Raw genomic sequence first — 20,591 nt, 5'->3', positions numbered from 1 at the left:
ATTTAAAATTTATATTATTTCCATATTTCAATTTCTGTCTCAAGTTCAACATTGTATTTTTCTCTAACTTTGTCTTTTACGTATTCTATTAATTTCAAAACATCTTCTGCCTTCGCACCACCTTTGTTAATTATAAATCCAGCATGTTTTTCGGAAATCTGTGCTCCGCCAATTGAAAAACCTTTTAGACCAAGAGATTCAATAGCTGTCCCAACATAAAAATCCGGTCTCGGTCTTTTAAAAACACTACCAGCACTTGGAAATTCTAAAGGTTGCTTTTCATAACGTTTTTTCATCGTTTCAAGCATTAAATTATATATTTCATTCTTATTCCCCTTTTTCAACTTAAATGTAGCTTGGAGAATTATTAGATTTTTTTCAGATTTAAATATACTAGTTCTGTATCCAAACCCTATTTCATTTTTACCCAGTTTTATAATATCTTTACCATCAAAAGCAACAACTTCAACAATGTTTTCAGCAGTTTCCCAACCATAACAGCCAGCGTTCATATAAACAGCTCCACCAACACTACCGGGTAAACCAAAAGCGTTTTCAAAACCAGAAAGCTCGTTTTCAAGCGCAACAAGGCACAATTTTTTGAATGACAGGCCAGCTCCTACTTGTATTTTTTCGTTGTCAACGAAAACATCATCCATTCGCTCCGTGGAAACAACAACATATGGCAAAGGTTCATCAACAGGAAGGATGTTTGTTCCACGACCTATAATCCGAAATTCTATACCCTCCTTATTTAGTAGATTTATTGTTTCTATAAAACCATTAGTTGAATTTGGAATTGCAAATAGTGGGACTTTACCTCCTAACTTAAAATTAACATGATCCGCGAGTTCTTCATTCAAAAATAAATCACAACCATAATTCCAAAGAGTCTCAAGAATTTTTCTTGTGATATTAGTTGAAATATTAAGCATGTAATCCACCTGTCATTCCCTCCGAATATACAACAATCTTATCTTTTCCTGTATTCTTAGCATGGTATAAGGCAGTATCAGCAAGTCTTATAAGATCTTCTGGGGCTTTTATTATAATATTTTCAGTGTCTTGTGGATAACTTACAACTCCAAAACTAAGAGTTAACTTAAATGGGAATTCTTGAACATCCTTTATTAGTCTTCTTAATCTTTCTAATATTAAAACAACCTCTTCAGAATCTGTTGATGGAAATGCCATTATGAATTCTTCTCCTCCGAATCTTCCAACAATGTCTGTTGCTCTAACGTTATCTCTCAAAATTTTTGCTATAGTTTTAAGCACTTCGTCACCTACAAGGTGTCCATAAGTATCATTAATCTTTTTAAAATTATCTATGTCACACATGACTATAGCCAGACTATCTTTTTGATTAACTGCGTTCTCAAAGTATTGAGATAAAAGTTCTGCAAAATAATACCTTGTGAATAGTTTTGTAAGTGGATCAACGTAACTTCTCATGCGGGTTAAAAAACCCTTAAAAACAGCAACAAAACCGTATTCTATGATTTCCATTTTGGAGATAAGTTTTTGCTTTAAATCTTCACTGAAAGAAACATCTGGGTTAGATGCATATATTTCATAATGTGATTTAGGATCAAAGTTATCCGAAAGATAAATTTCTAATGGTGAAACGCTTATATAATCCATCTCATACTTTTTGAAATCCCCGATACCACTTTCGAATGTTTTATCTAAAACCCTATCGTATATTTTGAAATAAACATTTTTGACTGGAAAAACAGATAAAACTTTTGAAACAAAGTAATCCATTAGAATTTGTGGATCATTTTTTGGATCAACAACTTTTAAGCTCGTTAAGACATCGAGTGAAAGAGATCTTGTATCTTCAATTTCCTTTAACGATTCTGTAGAAGTCGCTATATCATACATTTTAGACAAAGAATCTGCAGCTTTAATCAATCCTATATCCTTGTAAATTGTTATAGCTTTCGAATAGTAGACATTCGCCTTATAAATTTTCCCAGTTCCTTTATAATAATGACCATACCCTTCATAAACCATCGCAAGCGAGAGTAAACTTCCATCTAATGTGAATTTATTTTCTAAGTACTCAAGTTCTTTTCTGAAAAGTTCAGGGCATAGTTTAGCTAGTTTATCGCCGAAAACAGCGCACATTTCTTCCCTAAAAACCTTTCCTCCACCATTTATGTATTTTTCCCAACTAATACCAAATTCGTCGCTATCAAATTTTTTTATAACTTCTAAAACATTTCGATTTTTTTCATCTAAATTAGAAATATCTATTTTCGACGCTAATTTCTTCACCTCTTCAAAATTTCTAACTAAAACATTTAAAAAAATTTTCTCTGCATCGTAAGTTTTATTCGTTAATTTTTCAATTTCTGAAATGTGCTCGAGAGCTTCTTCTATTTCAAAATTGTAAGCATGATAATAAGCTTCTAGTGAATTTGCATAAATAATTTCATGTGTCAATCCGAGTAACTCTACTCTTGGCTTTATACTTGAAATTCCATTTATAAAATCGTTGATTTTTCCAGCGTACAATTGATGATACAAAATATTTATTTGAGCTAAATATCCCTTCGCAGGAAGTCCAATATCGTTTGCAACCTCAACAGATCTTTTCAAATAAGCCATCGAAATGTGCATGTTCGAACTTTCAATAGCCATATTATTGTATATACTTGACAATTTATGAGCAAAATTATAATTTAAAGCTATTGTTTCGGCTTTCTTAAGATATTGCAGAGCCTTTTGAGGTGTATCAGATAGAACGCGTGCAGTGAAAAAATAAGCATCAACAAGAATATCAGCATGAATCGGATTATTCTCTCTTAATTCAGAAACTATAGCTGTGGCTTTTTGAAAATAATCGCTTCTTTTCCTTGTGATTTCGTACTCTGCACGTAGAAAGAGCAATTTTTTTCTTAACTCACCAATTTTGCCGTATGCGTTTGGAAATCTCTTCAAAATTTCATACGTCATTTTTTCATCATACGAAAAGAAAAATTTCTTTGCTAAATGATATGAATAAAGCCTTGTTTCCGGAATATTTAAGCTTTTAAGCTCTTCCATCTCTTCGGTTCTTGTAAGAAGCTCTGTTTCAAATTTTATGAGTGCGTAAGAAATTCTATTTCCAATAATATCTTTCACTTTGCGAATAACAGACTTAACAAGTGAAGGGGAAGCGTAATAGTTAAGTAAATCCCTGATATACTTCAAATAAACAGTGGCAGCACTTATTTTATTCCCAATCATTTCAAGATGCCAAGCTTTTTTGAATATATCATTAGATTTTTCAGCAAAAAATTTATGAAGTTCGATTCTTTTTTGTAAAGGTATGTTTTTATAAAGTAATTCCCAATAATGTTTTAGTGTAAAGCGATACTTATCATACTCCTTGTAGATTATACCCTCAGATATAAGTTTAGAAATGTCTATTTCTTTGCCTATTTTTTCACTAAACATTTTTATTTCATCTTTTGTGAACTTTTGGCCAAGGATAGCAATATATCTTTCTTCATCACTAAAACTCTCTATTTTTTTCTCAAAAACATTTTCTATCTTTATTTCTGCGAGCTTATCTATATCGTATATTAATTTGCTATCTTTAAAGTAAATGATATCTTTTTCATAAAGGTAACTCAAATACTCTACTATAACGCCCGGTAAACCATTCGATACCATTGTCAACCAATTGGAAAGAATATCGATTTCATGCACGTTGTTGAAAGAAGACTCAAGCAATTTTTTTACATGCTCGACTGTGAAAGGATTGATGTATATTCTTTTTTCAAATTCTTCAAAATCCTCTACACTGAATGCTATTATCTTTATATTTTTACTCCTAATCAAATTCGAAATTTTTTTGAGAAGAGATCTCAGAGCTTCTGGGACTTCGTGGTAATCGTCGACAAATATAACAACTTTATCTAATTTCTCAAGAGCTTGGACAACTGCTATAGAAATAGTATCTATTTTGCATGTTTTTTCAATACATTGCGACAATTCGTTAAGTAGTTCACTTGGTATGATATCTGACACGAGTTGTAATGTTTGAGCAATTATATCTGAGCCGCTCATCGCATGTAAGAAAGGAATACCTTTCTCTCTTAATGTATTCTCAATATTTTCAATAATAGTAGTTTTACCTATTCTTTGACTACCAATAACGCCCAAAAAATTTTCATCGATTCTTTCGCTTTGAATAAATTTTAATATTTCACTCTCTTCGTCCCTGATTATTCTCTTTAACGCCAAGGTTCTTTTCTTTTTTGAAATAGTAAAATATGGTATATCCTCTTTAATTTTTCTCAAAGAAGGATTTTCTTTAGTCATTTCTTTACATATATCTTTAATTGTTGCATCTTCTGTAATCGCTTCTATTATCTTTCCAAAAACATATATTGTCGAACTATCTGATAACAACGAATTTTTAATAACTTCAGGGTCTATAAAATACTGCGTTTCTTTGTCGTTGGAATTCAAATCGATTAGCCTTTTATAATCTTGTACAAAAGGTAAAAATATTAATATGTCGGTTCCTACTTCAACTATATCCATAAAACCAAAAACAGTAACATACAACTTTGGAATATGTAAAATGTTCTTAGCAAGGTTTAATAAAAACAAAGGTACAAGCTTTTTCATCTCTTCGTCAAATTTGTTAAAGTATTTGATATTATCAATATCGTAAATTAATATAGTTGATTTTTCAAAAACAAAACTCTCAGGAACTATTATTCCTTGAATGTTTTTAGCTAACTCTGATTTTAAAACTGCTTCTTCGGGTCTAGTAATAAGTCCTTCTTTTACAAATTTAGCAAGCTTTCTTCTTCCATCTTGTTCAACTATATAATCCTTACTCCAATATGTTTCAACTAAAAATTCCAAAACTTCAAAATTCAGCATCTATATTCACCCCAAACAACTCTGTTTTTTCCCGCTTCTTTAGCTTTGTATAATCTCTGATCAGCTAAACCAAGCAATTCAGTAACATTTTCTTTTTCATTAACGTCTGCCATACCTATACTGATTGTTACTCTGAAACCAAATATGTTTGAGGATTCTTTTTCTACATTCTCTCTTATAGCATCGCAAATTTTTATTGCCTTGGCTTTTTCTCCATATAATATCCCAACAAATTCTTCTCCACCGTAACGCGCTACTAATCCTTCGTTGTGAACGTGTTCTTTCAAAATTTTAGCTATATTTTTTAATACATTATCCCCAACGATATGTCCGTAAGTATCGTTGATTTTTTTGAAACTGTCAATATCGGCAATAAAAACTGAAAATTTCGTTGATTTTCCATCAAAAAGCTCGTTAATAAATTGATTGAATTTCCATCTGTTGTACAAACCTGTCAGGCTATCTATGTTTGCTCTTTCCCTTAAAATTATCCCTCTTAATTGCCCGCTAAATAGTTCTTGTAACAATGTCAGCTGTTTCTCCAGTTCGTAAGGATCATTTGATTTGTAATTTTCACTATATATGTAAATCAAATAGCTTGATTTATCGTCTATATTTTCTTTGATTAAAACTTCCAATGGCGATAGTTGAAATACCTCTTCTTTTGGGATTTCTGTCATATACGGAATATTCGATATATTATAACTAATTCCAATTAATTCATCATTAACATTCAAAAATAACTTTTCTGCGTTAAATAGCCTATGGATTTCTGCCGCAAAAAGATTAACAAATTGCTCTATGGTAATTCTCATATCTATCCTCTTAAATATATGTAATAATCCATGGAACTTATCCGCTTTCTCACCTGTACATTCTTTTAAGATAGGATGATCAATTTTTATATCGTTTGCAAGCGTGCATAATTCCGAAGTTAATTGGGATAAACGAACATAATTTCCTATTGTTTTTATATATTTATGTTTCGCAAGTAATATGTAAAAAAGTGAAAGTTTAACATCACCTGTTGTATATTCACTTTCCCACTTATTGATTTCTTTTAAAAATCCGTCTAAATCAACTTCTGCAATTTTTTCAGCGAAAATATACAATATTTCTTCCCTTAAAAGTGTGTAAGGTGAGTTCTTATATTCGATCCATATTTTTTTGAACTCGTCATCATTTTCAGCCAAAACCATATTTACTAAATACTCGAAGGCTCTTGTCTTTATAGCTGGATCTTCTTTATTTTCAATTATAATTTTTCTTGCGTTATCGTAATTACTACATATAAGTTCATTTAAAATAATTGCTCTAAGTGAGGATTTTTGCAATCCAAAATTAGATTCTATCTCTAAAGATTTATTAAGAATCTCTTTAGCTTCTTCGTATTTTTGTTCATACAAAGGTAAAAAAGATAATATCCTATAATAAAAAGCTAAATCTGATGGATTATTTATAATTAACTTATATTTCCCAAACTCATCTATTTTATCTCGCATCTCTTCAATGTATCCAAAATAAAGTAATGCTCTTAAAAGGTTTATCGTTGGAATGAATTTTCTCTTCATGTAGCCTATCTCGTTTGAAATTTGAATTGCTTTTCTAAAATTGTCAATAGAAAGAGAGGTTGCATCATTCAATATACCAAAAGTATTGTACGCTTGTATCAAAAGATATTTTTTGTTGTAATGAGTCGCAATTTTTGTCGCTTGTTCTAAACGAACCTTTGCTTCTTTTCTGTCTTTATATGACACCGAATTAGCCATCAATAATAAATATTCTGCTTTCAAAGTTGCCCATTTCTCGTTTTTTTCATTAATATTGTTAGCGATATTTTTAAATTCTTCAATATTCTCTAATTTATCGTAGACTCTGTAATATGAGTAATTGTAAATTAAGTAAGCTGAAAGCAATTTAAAATCTTCAAAATTATATTCTGATTTTACTTGTAGTTTTTCAAAAAGCTTTGGAAAATCTTCTATAACTTCCCTTTCTTTATTGTTAATGTATTTTTCTAATAGTTTGAGATGCAGAAATTTTTCATTTTCTGGCAAGGGCTCTTCAAAAGGTAAATCTTCAAAAGATTGGTATTGAAACTTCAATCTGAGTGAATGAAAAGCATAAGAGTCAAGGCGATTATATCTTTTTAAAATATAATAAATCTTTGAAAAGATATCTTTCATTCGCTCAGTTGAAAATACATATGTATCTAAATTTTTCCTTATGAATCTCAAATAAATTACTGCAGCTGATATATCTTTACCAGCCAACATGTAATGAAATCCACTTTTTAAAATATCCCTATATGGATTATCCAAATTCAGATACAATTTTGCAAGCTTAGAATGTATAGCAACCCTTTCTTCAAAATCTATCGACTCATACAGTTGTTTCCAATGTTCGTTGGAAAATCTATAATTAACATCATCCGATTCTATAATACCCTCTCTTAACCCGTACTTAATTTTTTCCTCAAAGTTCATTTTCAAAACTTCTTCGAAGTTTCTCACATCATTTCTTGAAAAATTTTCACCAAGTATTGAAAGATATTTAAAATCTTCGGGAAAAAGTTCATTAGAAATTGGAGTCTTTTCACAAATTTTGATTTCGATAGATTTAGGAATTTCGAATGTGAAATTGGCAAATTTTGATTCTTTAGAAAAGATACATATTTTACTAGAAAAATTACTTTCGCTTAAATAGCTCACAAAGCTTCGAACAAAATAATCAGAATTATCTAAGTCATCCATGAATATAAAAATATTGTCGAACGAGTTAAGCGTTGAAATTATAACAGGAACTATAGAATTAAACTTTACATTATCATAAAGAGTTCTTAAAAATAGGTCATAATCAGAAACGTGAATGCGCTCTTTATATTTAGCCACTAACTGCCTTGGAACATTTGTAAAATCATTCTTAACAAATACCATTGCTGAGTTTTCAAGAATGGACACTTTTTTATTTAAGTTGAATAAAACAGCATTTAGTTCCATCCAACGTGCTGATTTCAATCTTATTATATTGAATTTTTCCTTTGAATTCTTTATTTTTTCAAACATTTCTTTAGAGAACTCTTCTATCTCTTCATTGTCAAATAATCCAAATTCTTTTAACCATCCATCGTAAAACTTTCTGTCTTCAGGTATTTCTTTCACCAATTCTTGAGTAATAAAATTATATTTCTTTTTATGATCGAAATATTCTATAATCTTACCACAGACGTAAAGTGTGGATTGAAAGTTTGTGGTACCTTTTTCTAAAAATTCTGGAGCTACAAATAAACTCCTTCCTGATTTATCAAGTACCTTATATATAAAATCCCATGAGTAGACAGTAGGTGGTAAAAAGAATATTTGGCCTGCATATACAAAGATATCATCTAACGAATAATAACCTAAAGAAGGAAATACTCCATTTTTAACACCGTAAATATAAAACATCAAAGAATAAATCAAATCTCTCAAGGATTGATCATCTATTTTGTCCTCGTAATTTAGCACGGGTTTCTCATCCGAGTAAGCGAATTTGACAATGTAATATTCATCATGTTTTTCTGCTGTTATTGGCAAAAACATACGGTTAAAAATTGAGAATGAATTAAGAGTTATAATGAATTTATCGAAGTTATCAATAAAATTTCTTGGAATAAACCTTAAAAGGTAAATTCCATCTTCGTTCGAAAGATATTCATAACCGTTGTAAACTTCCCTTATAAACTTGTATTTGGAATTTACAGTGCTAGTCGTTTTAATCCCCCCAAGGTGGGTAAATTCACTTGATAAGTAGTCTACTCTCTCTTTGACTAACGAACATATTTTTTGCTTCTCTAATTACTTCTTCAACAATAACATTAAGATTTCCTTTTAAAGTACAACCTGCGGCCCTTGGATGCCCACCACCACCAAGAAAAACAGCAAGACGACTGCAATCAAACCAATCACGTGAACGAAAACTCACGTGAACTTCACCTTTCTCATATTCTGATAGAAATATCGCCAATTCAATTCCCCTTATTGAGCGTAATTCTCCAACAAAACCTCCGCTATCATCTTCACTGCAGTTATTTTTTTCATAATCTTCTTTTGAAAGGTAAGAATAAACTATTTGACCATCTAACTCCATCTTCATATTTTCAATCATTGTTGAAAGTAATTTAAATTGTTCAACTCTTTTATTTTCAAATAATCTTGAAACAAGGTACATTTTTCCGCCCAAAGAGACAAGTTTTGTAGCATCGGAGAAAACTATTTCATCGGCATTTGAATATCTAAAAAATCCTGTGTCAGTAGCTATACCCATTAGGTTAAGCGTTGCTAATCTTTCATCATACTCCACACCAAGTTCCGTGTTGATTCTTAAAACCATCTGCGCTGTTGAACCATATTTTGTGTCAACCCAATTGTACGTTCCAAAGAGTGTGTTTGTTCCGTGGTGGTCAACGACAAGAACTGTCCGATTATCAAAAAATTCCTGAAACCTCCCAACTCTATCTGGACTTGAAGCATCTAAAATTAAAACAATATCTGGATTAAAATTTGCTTCCATTATTTTTTCGTAAGATAGTATTTCGTTTACTTCTTCAAATTCTTGAAAATACCATGGTATTCTCCAATCAATTCCAGCAAGCACTTCTTTTCCAATTTTTCTCAATCCCAAAGTAGCGCTTAAAACAGAACTTACATCATCACCATCGGGCATTATGTGACCCACAACAAGTATTTTTTTAGCTTTATTCAATTCCGCGACTATATTTAGAAAATCTCTATTCATTCTAATACCTCCAAAGCTTTTTTAACAATCTCCGTAAATTTCTCTTTCACCAAATTTGCAACTTCCACAACTTCCTCATGTGAAAGTGGTTGATCCAATATTCCAGCTGCCATATTTGTTGCACAAGACAAAACGAGAGCCTTAATACCCACATGCGCACAAACTATTAACTCTGGTACAGTTGACATACCGACCAAATCTGCACCCATTTTCCTAACTGCCCTTATCTCAGCTGGTGTTTCATATGTAGGACCTGTCAAACTTATGTAAACCCCTTCTTTCATTTCTGGATAAATTTGTTTTAGTTTACCCATCCAATCTTTATCAAAAACTCCTAACATATCAGGGAACCTTGGACCTAAATCATTATCATTTGGTCCTCTCAACGGATTTCTGAAGGTAAAATTAATTACATCTTTTACGAGAACAATATCACCAGGCTTGTATGTTGTGTTAACCGCACCAGCAGCATTTGTTATCAATATTTTTTCGATACCTAGCATTTTTAGAGTGTGTATCACTATTTTTATATCCGAAGGATTCCAACCTTCGTATATATGAAATCTACCACTAAGAACGACTACTTCCTTTCCAAACAATTCACCAAAAACAAGCTTCCCTTCATGACCTGGAGCAGTTGAGTAAGGAAAGTTCGGAATATCTTTGTAATTCAATTCTTGCTTAAATTCTACTTTCTCTGTTAGAAAACCTAACCCTGAACCAAGAATTAAAGCTATTTTCGGTTTAGTTTTGATTTTACTTTCTATAAATTCACAAGCTTCCTTTACTCTCTTATCCACAAAAATCCCTCCATGATAATGAATTACAAAAAATTAAAATAAAGCCATTCAAATTAGTTAACTCTTCTTGTTTTATTCGATAATTTTAAATCATTTACAAAAAATATTAGATAGTGTAAAATCTTTCTTGGAAAACTTCCTTATGGTATAGTATAGTTAGAATAACTAACTTAATTTGCTTTTATGTAATTATACCATAAAACATTACCATAAACAAATACCGATTTAAAATAAAATCTTTCAATTGGGGGGAGCTTAATGAGTATTTTTTTTCCGCGGGTAGTGATTAACATTGATAGCATTGCTTATAATACTCAAAAAATAGCCGAAATATGTCATAGTAACGATATAGAGCTCGTAGGTGTTACGAAATTAGCACTTGCAAATCCTGAAATAGCTAGAGTAATGCGAAAAAACGGCGTAGATAAATTAGGTGATTCAAGACTTAAGAATATAATTAAACTTTACGAAAATAATGTCCCCGGACCATATCAACTTTTGAGAATACCTATGATTTCTGAATTACCTTTGGCAGTAAAATACGCTGATGAAATTCTCGTATCTATGCCTGAAACAGCTTACGAAATCGATAAAATAGCTGGTGAACTCCAAAAGAACGTTCAAATAATTTACATGATAGACGTTGGTGACTTACGTGAAGGTGTTTGGTACGAACATGCGATTTCTGAGATTTACAAAGTTGTCAAACAATTAAAATTTGCAAGATTGGTAGGCATCGGCACAAATGTGGGTTGCTATGGCGGAGTGCTACCAACAAAAGAAAATATGAATACGCTTCTTTCCATAAAAAACGAACTTGAAAAATTAATTGGTTATAGATTGAAAATAAGCGGTGGAAGTACTGTCACATTGAAAATGCTTGAAGATGGCTCTTTACCAAAAGGTATAAATCAATTTAGAGTAGGCGAAGGAATAATTCTTGGAACTGACGCAACGGGTGATAGAGATATACCGTACTTAAAACAAGATACTGTTATATTAGAGGCTGAAGTCGTTGAGGTTGATTATAAGCCTTCTGTTCCTGTTGGAGAATTGGGTAAGGACGCTTTTGGCAGAACTCCTCACTTTGAAGATAAAGGATACAGAAAGAGAGCTATATTAGCGGTTGGTGAGCAAGACGTCAAACCAGATGGATTGATACCATTTGATAAAAACATGAAGGTTTTACACGCTTCAAGCGACCATCTGATAATTGATGTGACCGATTGTGATAAAGAATTTCAAATAGGAGATATTTTAAAATTCAGAATGAGTTATGGATGCGCACTTAGAGCGTTTACTAGTCCCTACGTTGAAAAATTATTCGTTGTTTAAATTTTTCACGTGTCTTTTCATCTTTTATAACGAAGATTTTCTCACCAGTGAATGGATCTTTTTGAGTATAGTACATCGTTGTACTCAACGTTCCGGGAGTAGGTGTAAATATCTGCACTTGCTGTGGAATATACCCAAGATGTTTTTTTACAAATTCCATTAAATACAAATTTTCTTTTTCACCTTCTCCTGGGTGACCAACTATAAAATAACCTATAACGTATTTTTCTTGGCCTTTCCTTCTTGAGGCCTCTTCAAATCTCTTTTTGAATTCCAGAAAAAGCTCAATTGAAGGCTTATGCATCAGTTTTAAAACGTTCGGATGTGCGTGTTCAGGTGCAAGTTTCAACTGTCCTGAAGTATAATCCACAAGATTTTCTATTATATACTGTGCATCTGTAGAATAAAGAATTAAATCATGCCTAATTCCAGAACCTACAAAGACATGATTTACTTTTGGAAGGCTTTTTATTTTTTGGAGCAAGTTTATAAATTTTATGGCGCTATCTTCTCTCCCAATAGATTTACAAACTTTAGGAAACATACAACTTTTAAGGCATTGTCCGTTTTTCTCCCTTATAGTACATGTATAACCATACATATTTGCTGTTGGTCCGCCAACATCGACTATAGTTCCTCTAAAATCTGGCATTTTCGTAAGAATTTTAACTTCCTCTAATATAGATTCTTCACTTCTAAAAGTCACATGCGTACCTTGATGATGTGTAATTGCACAAAATGAACAGTTTCCAAAACAACCACGTACGGCCGTTATGGAAAACCTAACAGTCTCTATTGCCTTCACTCTTCCCAAATTTTCATAAAATGGATGAACACGTCTCTCGTACGGCAAAAGGTAAAGTTCATCTAATTCCTTCGAGCTTAATGGCATGGAAGGTGGATATTGTATAACATATCGCGTATCTTGCTTTTGAACGATTTTTATTTTTTTCATGGGGTCAGTTAAATGTATTATCTTTTTGTACATTTCATTGTAAGCATCTTTAGATTGCGAAACTTCTTCAAAAGGAGGAATTTCAACTATTTCGAAAGGTTCATCTGACTTATTTAATTCACTTTTCCATATTACAGTCCCAAGAATCCCATCTAGGCTTTGTCCATTTTCAACTCGTCTAGCTATCTCAAGTACAGCACGTTCGCCCATTCCGTAAACAAGGATATCGGCTTTAGAATCTACAAGTATGGATTTCCTAACCTTATCACTCCACCAATCGTAATGTGCAAATCTTCTCAAGCTCGCCTCAATACCACCTATAACTATAGTAATATCCTTAAAAACTTGCTTGATCATGTTTACATACTGGATGATAGCCCTATCTGGTCTTCTATTATTTACACCACCTGGTGTATAATCATCCGATTTTCTTTTTTTCTTAGATGCAGTATAATTTGCCACCATCGAATCAACGCTTCCAGAAGTCACTCCGAAAAACAAATTAGGCCTTCCAAGCCTTTTTATATCTTCAACACTTACTGGCTGTGCTATTATTCCAACTTTATAACCTTTTGATTCAAGTAATCTCCCAAGTAGTGCAACACCAAAAGACGGGTGATCAATATACGCATCACCCGTCACAAATATGATGTCTAATTTATTCCATTTTCTCCTTTGAACCTCTTCCATTGTAATCGGTAAAAACAGTCCAACCACCTCATGTTATAACCTAAATATAATTAAATATTTTCGTACTTAGTTCTCTCCCATTCAGTCACTGTTGTCGTATATTCCCACCATTCGCGTTCTTTCAAAACTAAGAATTTTTCCCATATGTGTTCTCCAAGAATTTTTCTAACAAGTTCACTTTTTTCAGCTTCTACTAAAGCTTCTTTCAAGTTTGATGGTAACTTGTTGATACCTCTTTTGATTTTTTCACTTTCAGACATACGATATATATTTTCCTCAACGGCAGCAGGAGGTTCTATTTTATTCTCAATTCCATCAAGTCCTGCAGCAAACATTACAGCTAAAGCAAGGTAAGGATTACAAGATGGATCTGGGGCTCTGTACTCAAGTCTTGTTGATTTACCACGAGCTTTTGGAATTCTTATTAACGCTGTTCTGTTACCTTTACTCCATGCAATATTCACGGGTGCTTCATAACCTGGAACGAGCCTTTTATAACTATTTACAGTGGGGTTAGTTATAGCTGTTATCTCTCTTGCATGTGCAATTAATCCTCCGAGGAAATACTTCATTGTTTGAGAGATTCCATCTGGTGCATCCGGGTCATAAAATGCGTTCTTACCGTCCAAAGTAAACAAACTCATATGCACATGCATACCACTGCCATTGACACCAAAAAATGGTTTCGGCATAAACGTCGCATACAAATTGTTTTTAATCGCAAGTGTTTTTATAACCAACTTTACTGTTTGAACATTATCGGCGGCAAAAAGTGGTTCTGCGTATCTAAAATCTACTTCATGTTGAGATGGCGCAACTTCGTGGTGTGTTGTTTCAACGTCAAGCCCCATTTCCTCAAGGTGAACAGACACTTCAGTTCTTATATGTTCCGCGATATCAACAGGTAATAAGTCAAAATAACTTCCTTTATCTAAAAATTCAAATACAGGTCTACCTTTTTCACGTGGTAGGATAAAAAACTCTACCTCGGGTCCAGCATAAGGAATAAAACCCATTGATTTAGCTTTTTCTTCAACAAGTCTCAATCTATACCTTGGATCTCCATCGAATGGCGTTTCAGGGTCATTGTAAACATCACATATGATTCTTGCACTTCTGTGTCCATCAAAAGTCCACGGAAGCATTGCAACTGTTCTCAAATCAGGTTTAAGATACATATCAGACTCATGGAGCCTTGCAAACCCCTCAACTGATGAACCATCAAACATTATCCCACTATCCAAAGCAGAATCAAGTTCATCAGACGGTATTTCGATATTCTTCATCGTACCGTTTATATCCGTGAACTGAAGCCTTATAAACTTTACTTGGTTTTCCTCGATAAATTTGAAAACATCTTTTCGCTCCATAAACTTCCCCCCCATATACCAGTTGTTATTTAAGAAATAGTGTTCAATTAGGTAAAACATGCAGTAAAAAGAAAATTAATTTTATTATATAACTTCAATCAATAATAGTCAACTAAAATCATCTTTTTTCTTAAAAAAACACAAACTTGAAAATTCTGACTGAAAATATCCTTGACACTACACATAATGTGTTATAAAATTTTATTGAGAATAAGTTTCAACTAATTTTAGAACATCCCCTCTGAACCCGTCTTTACGAATTATCAAACTATGTCGGAGTGAGGTGCAGTTATGAAACTTTCCGAAGTACCGATAGGTGCAATTGTAGAAGTTAAACGTATACTTCCTTCCGATATTTCACCAAAGTTAAGAGCAGTTGGGATACTTCCAGGTGTAAGAATAGAGGTGATTAAAGCTGCACCAATGGGTGACCCAAGGCTTTACAAAGTCTTCAATAAAACTATATCTCTAAGAGATGCTGAAGCTGATTTAGTTGAAGTTGAACTTATCGAAGAAATACCACTTCCCGCTACTTTTGTAGAGCCTGGAATTTATAAAGTTGTAAATATCCTAGCTGGTAGAATTGCAAGGTCATCTTTAAGTAGATGTGGGATAATTGAGAATGAAACTATCGAGATATTGCCTGATAGGAGAGTTAAGACTTCCGTCGGAATATTTGACATTGGTTTTGGAAGACTATCGAAAGTTATGGTAACTAAGATAAGGGATAATGTGCTTAAAAACTCTGTAACAGATTTGGAGGAGTAAGAATGGTAATAACAGTCGGTCTTCTTGGAAATCCAAATGTAGGCAAGACTAGTTTATTCAACAAACTTGTTGGCGCGCGCCAATACGTTGCGAATTGGCCGGGTGTTACAGTTACAAGAATTGAAGGCGCAACAAGCTATAGGGACTATACATTACACTTCGTTGATTTGCCAGGTGTCTATTCACTTTCTGCCACTTCTTTAGATGAAAAAGTTACACGAGACTTTCTTATTTTTACACCCCCTAATGTTACTGTCGTTGTTATTGATAGCATGACACCTGAACAAGGTATGTACCTTTTGTTAGAATCTCTTGAACTTGGTTTAAATGTCGTTGCCGTTTTCAACGCAATAGACGAAGCAAAGAAGAATGGCATAAACATCGATAAAGAAGCGCTACAAACGTTTTTAGGCGTGCCAGTAGTTCTAACTTCTGCTCATACAGGTGAAGGTATTGATGAATTGAAGGAAACGATAATAAATTCATTTAAAAAGGTAATAAGAACAAAATTATTTGAATATGGCGAAGAAATAGAAAATCTAATAAAGAAAGTAGAAAATTGCGTCTCAAACGAATACAACAAAAGATTTATGGCTATAAAATACCTTGAGAACGATAAATTCGTTCGTGAATTAATAAATAATTGCGACTTTACAACAGATGAATCAATAGACACGGAAATAGCTAAAAAGAGGTATGAATACATAACCGCAATAATTTCGAGATGTTTTACAAAATCGAACAATTTGTTATCCACCATGGAAGCTTTAGACCATGTTTTAACGCACAAATATTTAGGCATACCTATATTTATTTCACTCATTTATTTAGCATTTAACTTTACATTTAAAACTTCGGAACCTTTAGTTGGACTTTTGGAATTCCTATTTGGAAAACTTGTCGAATTTATAGGAAACGACACTATGTTTAAATCTTTAATATCTGATGGAATTATAAATGGCGTTGGAAGTGTTTTAGCTTTTATACCAAGCATATTTGCCTTATTCTTTGCACTTGGGATAATGGAAGAAAGTGGATATTTACCAAGAATAGCATTTATTATGGATAAGTTAATGTACTCCCTTAGACTAACAGGTCGTTCATTTATGACCTTACTCTTAGGGTTTGGTTGCAATGTTAGTTCAATAATGGCAGCTCGTGGTTTATCTGATGAACGAGAGAGAATAACAACCATTTTGGTGTCTCCATTTATAAGTTGTAACGCGAGGATACCTGTTTATTTAATGATAATAGGTGTTGCCTTCTCGCAATATAAAGCCGAGGCTTTCTTTTTAATTTATCTCTTAAGTATAATACTTACAGCTATCTCATCAAGAATTGTTAACAAAGTTATACTTAAAGGGGAAACTGTTCCTTTTATAATGGAATTACCACGTTACAGGCTTCCGAAATTATCAAATATAGCTGTGTATATGTGGAACAGAGGTAAACATTTTATCGAAAAAGCTGGAACAATAATCTTTGCAGCAAGCATAATTGTATGGGCACTCTCGTATTTTCCAGATCCAAACAATATTGAAAATAGTTTTGTTGCCATGATTGGCAAATCTCTAGAATTCTTATTTAGGCCTTTAGGTTTTTCATGGCAGGCAGTTTCCGCTCTTATATTTGGTGGCGTTGCAAAAGAAATTATCGTATCGTCGTTCTCACAATTCTATGGCGGTATTGAAAATGTGGTGCTTTCACCTGTTACAGCAGCAACGTTGATGGTTTTTATTCTGGGTTACATGCCTTGCTTTGCAACACTTGCAGCTATAAAGGCGGAAACAAATAGTAACAAATACACATTATTTGCGATATTTTATAGTTTAACCATTTCTTATCTTCTCGCACTTTTAGTCAATATTTCTTGGAGGTTGTTATCATGAAATATGTAAATTTAAATCTTTGGATATCAATATTTTTTTCTTTTCTCATATCTATCATGTATATATTTGAAAAACAATATATATTTTCACTTATACTCTTTACATTTTCACTAGTGTTTTTAACAGGATTTAGGGAATTCGGCAAACCAGCAACATCGTACCGCATAGCGCATCTTTACGTTGGAAATATCCTATTCTTAATAGCTGGCGGGTATGTATTTCTAACATTCCTATTTTCCATGTTTAATAAAATTTTTGGTGAATCTATCTATAAATTAACTAACGCGGATATCGTTCTGATGATATTTTCGCTGTATAACATTTATAACGTACAAAAACTCAGAAAATTAGCTTTTAAGAAATAATGCTTATCAAAAAACATGTATATGTAGCTTTAATTCAAGAAAGTAAATATTGAATTTTGAAAAAGAGTGGTTTATAATAAAATTTAAGGATAAAAATATAAATAAACCTCCCTTTGTATGTTAAAAGGGAAGCCCGGTGAAAATCCGGCGCGGGGCCGCCACCGTGAGTGGGGACGAAATTCACAATATACCACTGGCCTAATTTTGGCTGGGAAGGTGTGAAGAGTAGGATGATCCACGAGTCGGGAGACCTAACATGCAAAGGAAGGGAGCCATCCACCACGTAGCCTGGGGATGGCAAAAAATTTTTGCATAGAGGAGGGGTTTGTATATGAAGGCTTTGAGAAAAGTTTGGTTATTGGCACTTTTATTGTCCACGGTTATTTCTTTGGCAGTTGCGGTTGTTGATGATGCAGGAAGAATTGTAAACATTCCTATGCCACCTCGTAGAGTAGTTTCCGCGGCACCAAGTGCAACAAGGTACCTTCAAGCTTTGGGATTGGAAGATAGGATTGTTGGAGTTACAGCATGGGATAATTACAAAAAAGCGGAAAATATAGGTAACATGGTTCCGCTTAATATTGAAAAAATTTATTCTTTAAAGCCTGATCTTGTACTGATGTTTGGTGGATTCCAATTCCCAGAGGTTGAGAAACTTGAAAAAGCAAATCTTACCGCTTATGTTTTGAACGCCAACACTCTCACCGACATAATAAAAGCAGTTGGACAACTCGGAGCAGTTTTCAACGTAAAAGAAAAAGCAGATAAAATCACGAACGAATTGAGGCAAAAAATGACTGAAGTTGGTCAAAAAACTTCAAAAATACCTCTTGAAAAAAGACCTACAGTATTTTTCACTATAACTGTACCTGATGAAAAAGTAAAAGAACTTTGGACCGCTGGTACAGGTTCTTATATGAATGAACTTATCGTCATCTCTGGTGGTAGGAATATCGCAGCTCCATATTCCGGAAATAACGGTTGGTTATCGGTAAGCTGGGAATGGTTGGTACAGCAAGATCCTGATATAATTATCATTGGTGCTTATGGTGATGTAAAATCTGTTGAACAGGCTGTCAAAAATCATTCGATAATGAAAAATCTTAAAGCTGTGAAAAACAACAAAATCCTTGTAGTTGATGGCGATGAAGTAAGTCAAGCGGCTCCACATATATTCAAATATCTCGATATTTTCTATAATTTCTTCTATGGAGGAAAGTAATTTGTCCAAGTTAAAGTCTTTGATTTTAAAAACAGGGAGATACTCTCTCCCTGTTATTTTTGTTGTGGTCTTTCTCTTAAATCTATCCTTCGGTACAGTGAATGTAAGCGTTTTCAAAATTTTTAAACTTTTAACTGAAGATTCTCCAGAAAAGTACATGATATGGAATTTAAGATTTCCAAGGGTACTCATGGCAACACTTACAGGTATCGCACTATCAATCGTTGGTAACACTTTCCAAGCAATTATGAAAAATCCTCTTGTTGATCCATATTTAGTGGGAACATCCGCAGGTGCAAGCTTTGGAGCTTTACTTGCTGTATATTTTGTGGTCAATTCTATTGCACATGCAAGCATTCCAACAATGAGCTTCATTTTTGCGGTAATTGCTTCTCTTATGACTATAACTTTGGCAAGAAAAGGGAGTGTAATACCAGTAGTTCATCTCGTACTAAGCGGTGTATTGGTGAGTACGATGTTTTCTGCAGGAAGTATGTTGTTATTGAACATAGCGCAAAAAACTTTAGTAACAGGTCATGTATGGCTCTTTGGCTCATTTTCTGGTATTACTTTTTCTGATATACCTGTTCCAGCATTATCATTAGGTGTTTTCGTTTTTTTATCTTTATTGTATAGCAAACAACTTGATGCGATGTCACTTGGTGAGAAGGAAGCAAAAAGCCTAGGAGTAAATGTTGAAGGCGTAAAGTGGCTTTTTTATTTGCTTGGTTCATTTGTAACTGCAGCATTTGTATCCAAAACAGGAATTATTGGCTTTGTAGGTTTGATAGTCCCGCACATGGCACGCATGATATCTGGACCTTCACATAGAAAAAACATTCCTTCGACGATTTTAATTGGTGGATTATTTATGTCAGTGTGTGATACCCTTTCACGTACACTTCTCAATCCTGTGGAAATACCAGTTGGTATAATAACCTCCTTAATTGGCGCCCCGTTTATGTTTTGGCTCATGAAAAGAAAAAGTTGATAGAAATTGCAAACTTGTACAAAATTAAGCACTAAATGTGCTATAATTTTATTTAGATTTTATACAAAATTGATGCTGTTAACTAGTAGTGATGATGGAAGCTAAAGCTGTAATCATCTCATTTTCGTTCTCATATAACTTGCATAGGTTCCTTACTACACAAAAACCATTTACATAGTACCGTATGTTGCTAAATTTCTTGAAGCTCCTTTTCGCCCTAACAAACATCTTAAATAACGAAAATTTCGATTCACATTCGTTGTTTTTACCTAGTCTTACTTCTCTGTGCTCAACATTATCAAAATTTAGTTTCACTGCTATCTCGTACGCTTTTAGTCCATCGGTTATTAACTCTATTTGTGTGTTTTGTTTTCTTTGACTAAAGTATTTATCTAACAATATCTTAACTTGTGACATATCACGATATCTTGATACATGCCAAGCTACTATTAAATTCGTACCATGCTCAACTAATAGCCACACATAGTACTTTTTGTCTCGAAATACAATAACTGTTTCATCACCGTGAACTTTAAATAC

The 20,591-nt window shown here is 33.1% G+C and carries 14 protein-coding genes and 1 riboswitch; of the genes, 6 read left to right on the top strand and 8 right to left on the bottom strand.

Annotation, left to right across the window (positions count from 1 at the left end; all coding sequences use genetic code 11):
• Positions 1 to 14 precede the first annotated feature (14 nt).
• The 5 genes from murB to AS161_RS04385 all read right to left on the bottom strand — a co-directional run bounded on the left by murB (position 15) and on the right by AS161_RS04385 (position 10,466).
• The gene (gene murB, locus AS161_RS04405) at positions 15 to 935 is read right to left on the bottom strand and encodes a UDP-N-acetylmuramate dehydrogenase (protein ID WP_041257044.1); all 921 of its coding nucleotides are present in this window, start codon (positions 933 to 935) and stop codon (positions 15 to 17) included.
• Positions 928 to 4,890 carry a diguanylate cyclase gene (locus AS161_RS04400; protein WP_164541935.1) on the bottom strand — a complete coding sequence of 1,321 codons (3,963 nt, stop codon included), beginning with the start codon at positions 4,888 to 4,890 and terminating at the stop codon, positions 928 to 930. The genes murB and AS161_RS04400 overlap by 8 nt, the downstream gene beginning before the upstream one ends.
• Positions 4,884 to 8,396 carry a diguanylate cyclase gene (locus AS161_RS04395; RefSeq protein WP_164541934.1) on the bottom strand — a complete coding sequence of 1,171 codons (3,513 nt, stop codon included), beginning with the start codon at positions 8,394 to 8,396 and terminating at the stop codon, positions 4,884 to 4,886. The genes AS161_RS04400 and AS161_RS04395 overlap by 7 nt, the downstream gene beginning before the upstream one ends.
• Positions 8,397 to 8,667: 271 nt before the next feature.
• Positions 8,668 to 9,666: a bifunctional oligoribonuclease/PAP phosphatase NrnA gene (locus tag AS161_RS04390; RefSeq protein ID WP_164541933.1), complete on the bottom strand. Its 999-nt coding sequence runs from the start codon at positions 9,664 to 9,666 to the stop codon at positions 8,668 to 8,670.
• Positions 9,663 to 10,466 carry a purine-nucleoside phosphorylase gene (locus tag AS161_RS04385; RefSeq protein ID WP_011993452.1) on the bottom strand — a complete coding sequence of 268 codons (804 nt, stop codon included), beginning with the start codon at positions 10,464 to 10,466 and terminating at the stop codon, positions 9,663 to 9,665. Before AS161_RS04385 ends, AS161_RS04390 begins: the two co-directional genes overlap by 4 nt.
• A gap of 258 nt (positions 10,467 to 10,724) precedes the next feature.
• On the opposite strand from AS161_RS04385, the gene AS161_RS04380 reads away from it, so the two are divergent.
• Positions 10,725 to 11,801 (top strand): alanine/ornithine racemase family PLP-dependent enzyme, encoded by a 1,077-nt coding sequence (locus tag AS161_RS04380; protein WP_206518770.1) that lies wholly within the window; start codon positions 10,725 to 10,727, stop codon positions 11,799 to 11,801.
• Here AS161_RS04380 and AS161_RS04375 read toward each other — a convergent pair.
• Together AS161_RS04375 and glnA are read right to left on the bottom strand one after the other, a co-directional pair.
• Positions 11,767 to 13,464, bottom strand: coding sequence for a YgiQ family radical SAM protein (locus AS161_RS04375; RefSeq protein ID WP_164541956.1), 1,698 nt, complete (start codon positions 13,462 to 13,464; stop codon positions 11,767 to 11,769). The genes AS161_RS04380 and AS161_RS04375 overlap by 35 nt on opposite strands.
• A gap of 32 nt (positions 13,465 to 13,496) precedes the next feature.
• On the bottom strand, positions 13,497 to 14,816 hold the full coding sequence (gene glnA / locus AS161_RS04370) for a type I glutamate--ammonia ligase (RefSeq protein WP_164541932.1): 1,320 nt from the start codon (positions 14,814 to 14,816) through the stop codon (positions 13,497 to 13,499).
• Between the two features lie 291 nt (positions 14,817 to 15,107).
• Between glnA and AS161_RS04365 the strand changes: the two genes are divergently transcribed.
• From AS161_RS04365 to AS161_RS04345, 5 genes are all read left to right on the top strand, one after another.
• Positions 15,108 to 15,584 carry a FeoA family protein gene (locus AS161_RS04365; protein ID WP_164541931.1) on the top strand — a complete coding sequence of 159 codons (477 nt, stop codon included), beginning with the start codon at positions 15,108 to 15,110 and terminating at the stop codon, positions 15,582 to 15,584.
• 2 nt (positions 15,585 to 15,586) lie between these two features.
• Positions 15,587 to 17,473, top strand: a complete 1,887-nt coding sequence (gene feoB, locus AS161_RS04360) for a ferrous iron transport protein B (RefSeq protein WP_164541930.1) — start codon at positions 15,587 to 15,589, stop codon at positions 17,471 to 17,473.
• On the top strand, positions 17,470 to 17,838 hold the full coding sequence (locus AS161_RS04355; protein ID WP_241241335.1) for a hypothetical protein: 369 nt from the start codon (positions 17,470 to 17,472) through the stop codon (positions 17,836 to 17,838). The genes feoB and AS161_RS04355 overlap by 4 nt, the downstream gene beginning before the upstream one ends.
• Positions 17,839 to 17,935: 97 nt before the next feature.
• A riboswitch (cobalamin riboswitch) is annotated at positions 17,936 to 18,112 on the top strand.
• Positions 18,113 to 18,169: 57 nt separating this feature from the next.
• The gene (locus tag AS161_RS04350; protein WP_164541929.1) at positions 18,170 to 19,060 is read left to right on the top strand and encodes an ABC transporter substrate-binding protein; all 891 of its coding nucleotides are present in this window, start codon (positions 18,170 to 18,172) and stop codon (positions 19,058 to 19,060) included.
• 1 nt (position 19,061) lies between these two features.
• Positions 19,062 to 20,051: an iron ABC transporter permease gene (locus AS161_RS04345; RefSeq protein ID WP_241241334.1), complete on the top strand. Its 990-nt coding sequence runs from the start codon at positions 19,062 to 19,064 to the stop codon at positions 20,049 to 20,051.
• A gap of 78 nt (positions 20,052 to 20,129) precedes the next feature.
• Here AS161_RS04345 and AS161_RS09215 read toward each other — a convergent pair.
• On the bottom strand, positions 20,130 to 20,591 hold a 462-nt coding region (locus AS161_RS09215), incomplete at its 5' end, for a DDE-type integrase/transposase/recombinase (RefSeq protein WP_206518769.1).

Source organism: Fervidobacterium sp. 2310opik-2 (assembly GCF_011057735.1).
GTDB lineage: Bacteria > Thermotogota > Thermotogae > Thermotogales > Fervidobacteriaceae > Fervidobacterium > Fervidobacterium nodosum.
This window is presented reverse-complemented; position numbering and strand designations above follow the sequence as displayed.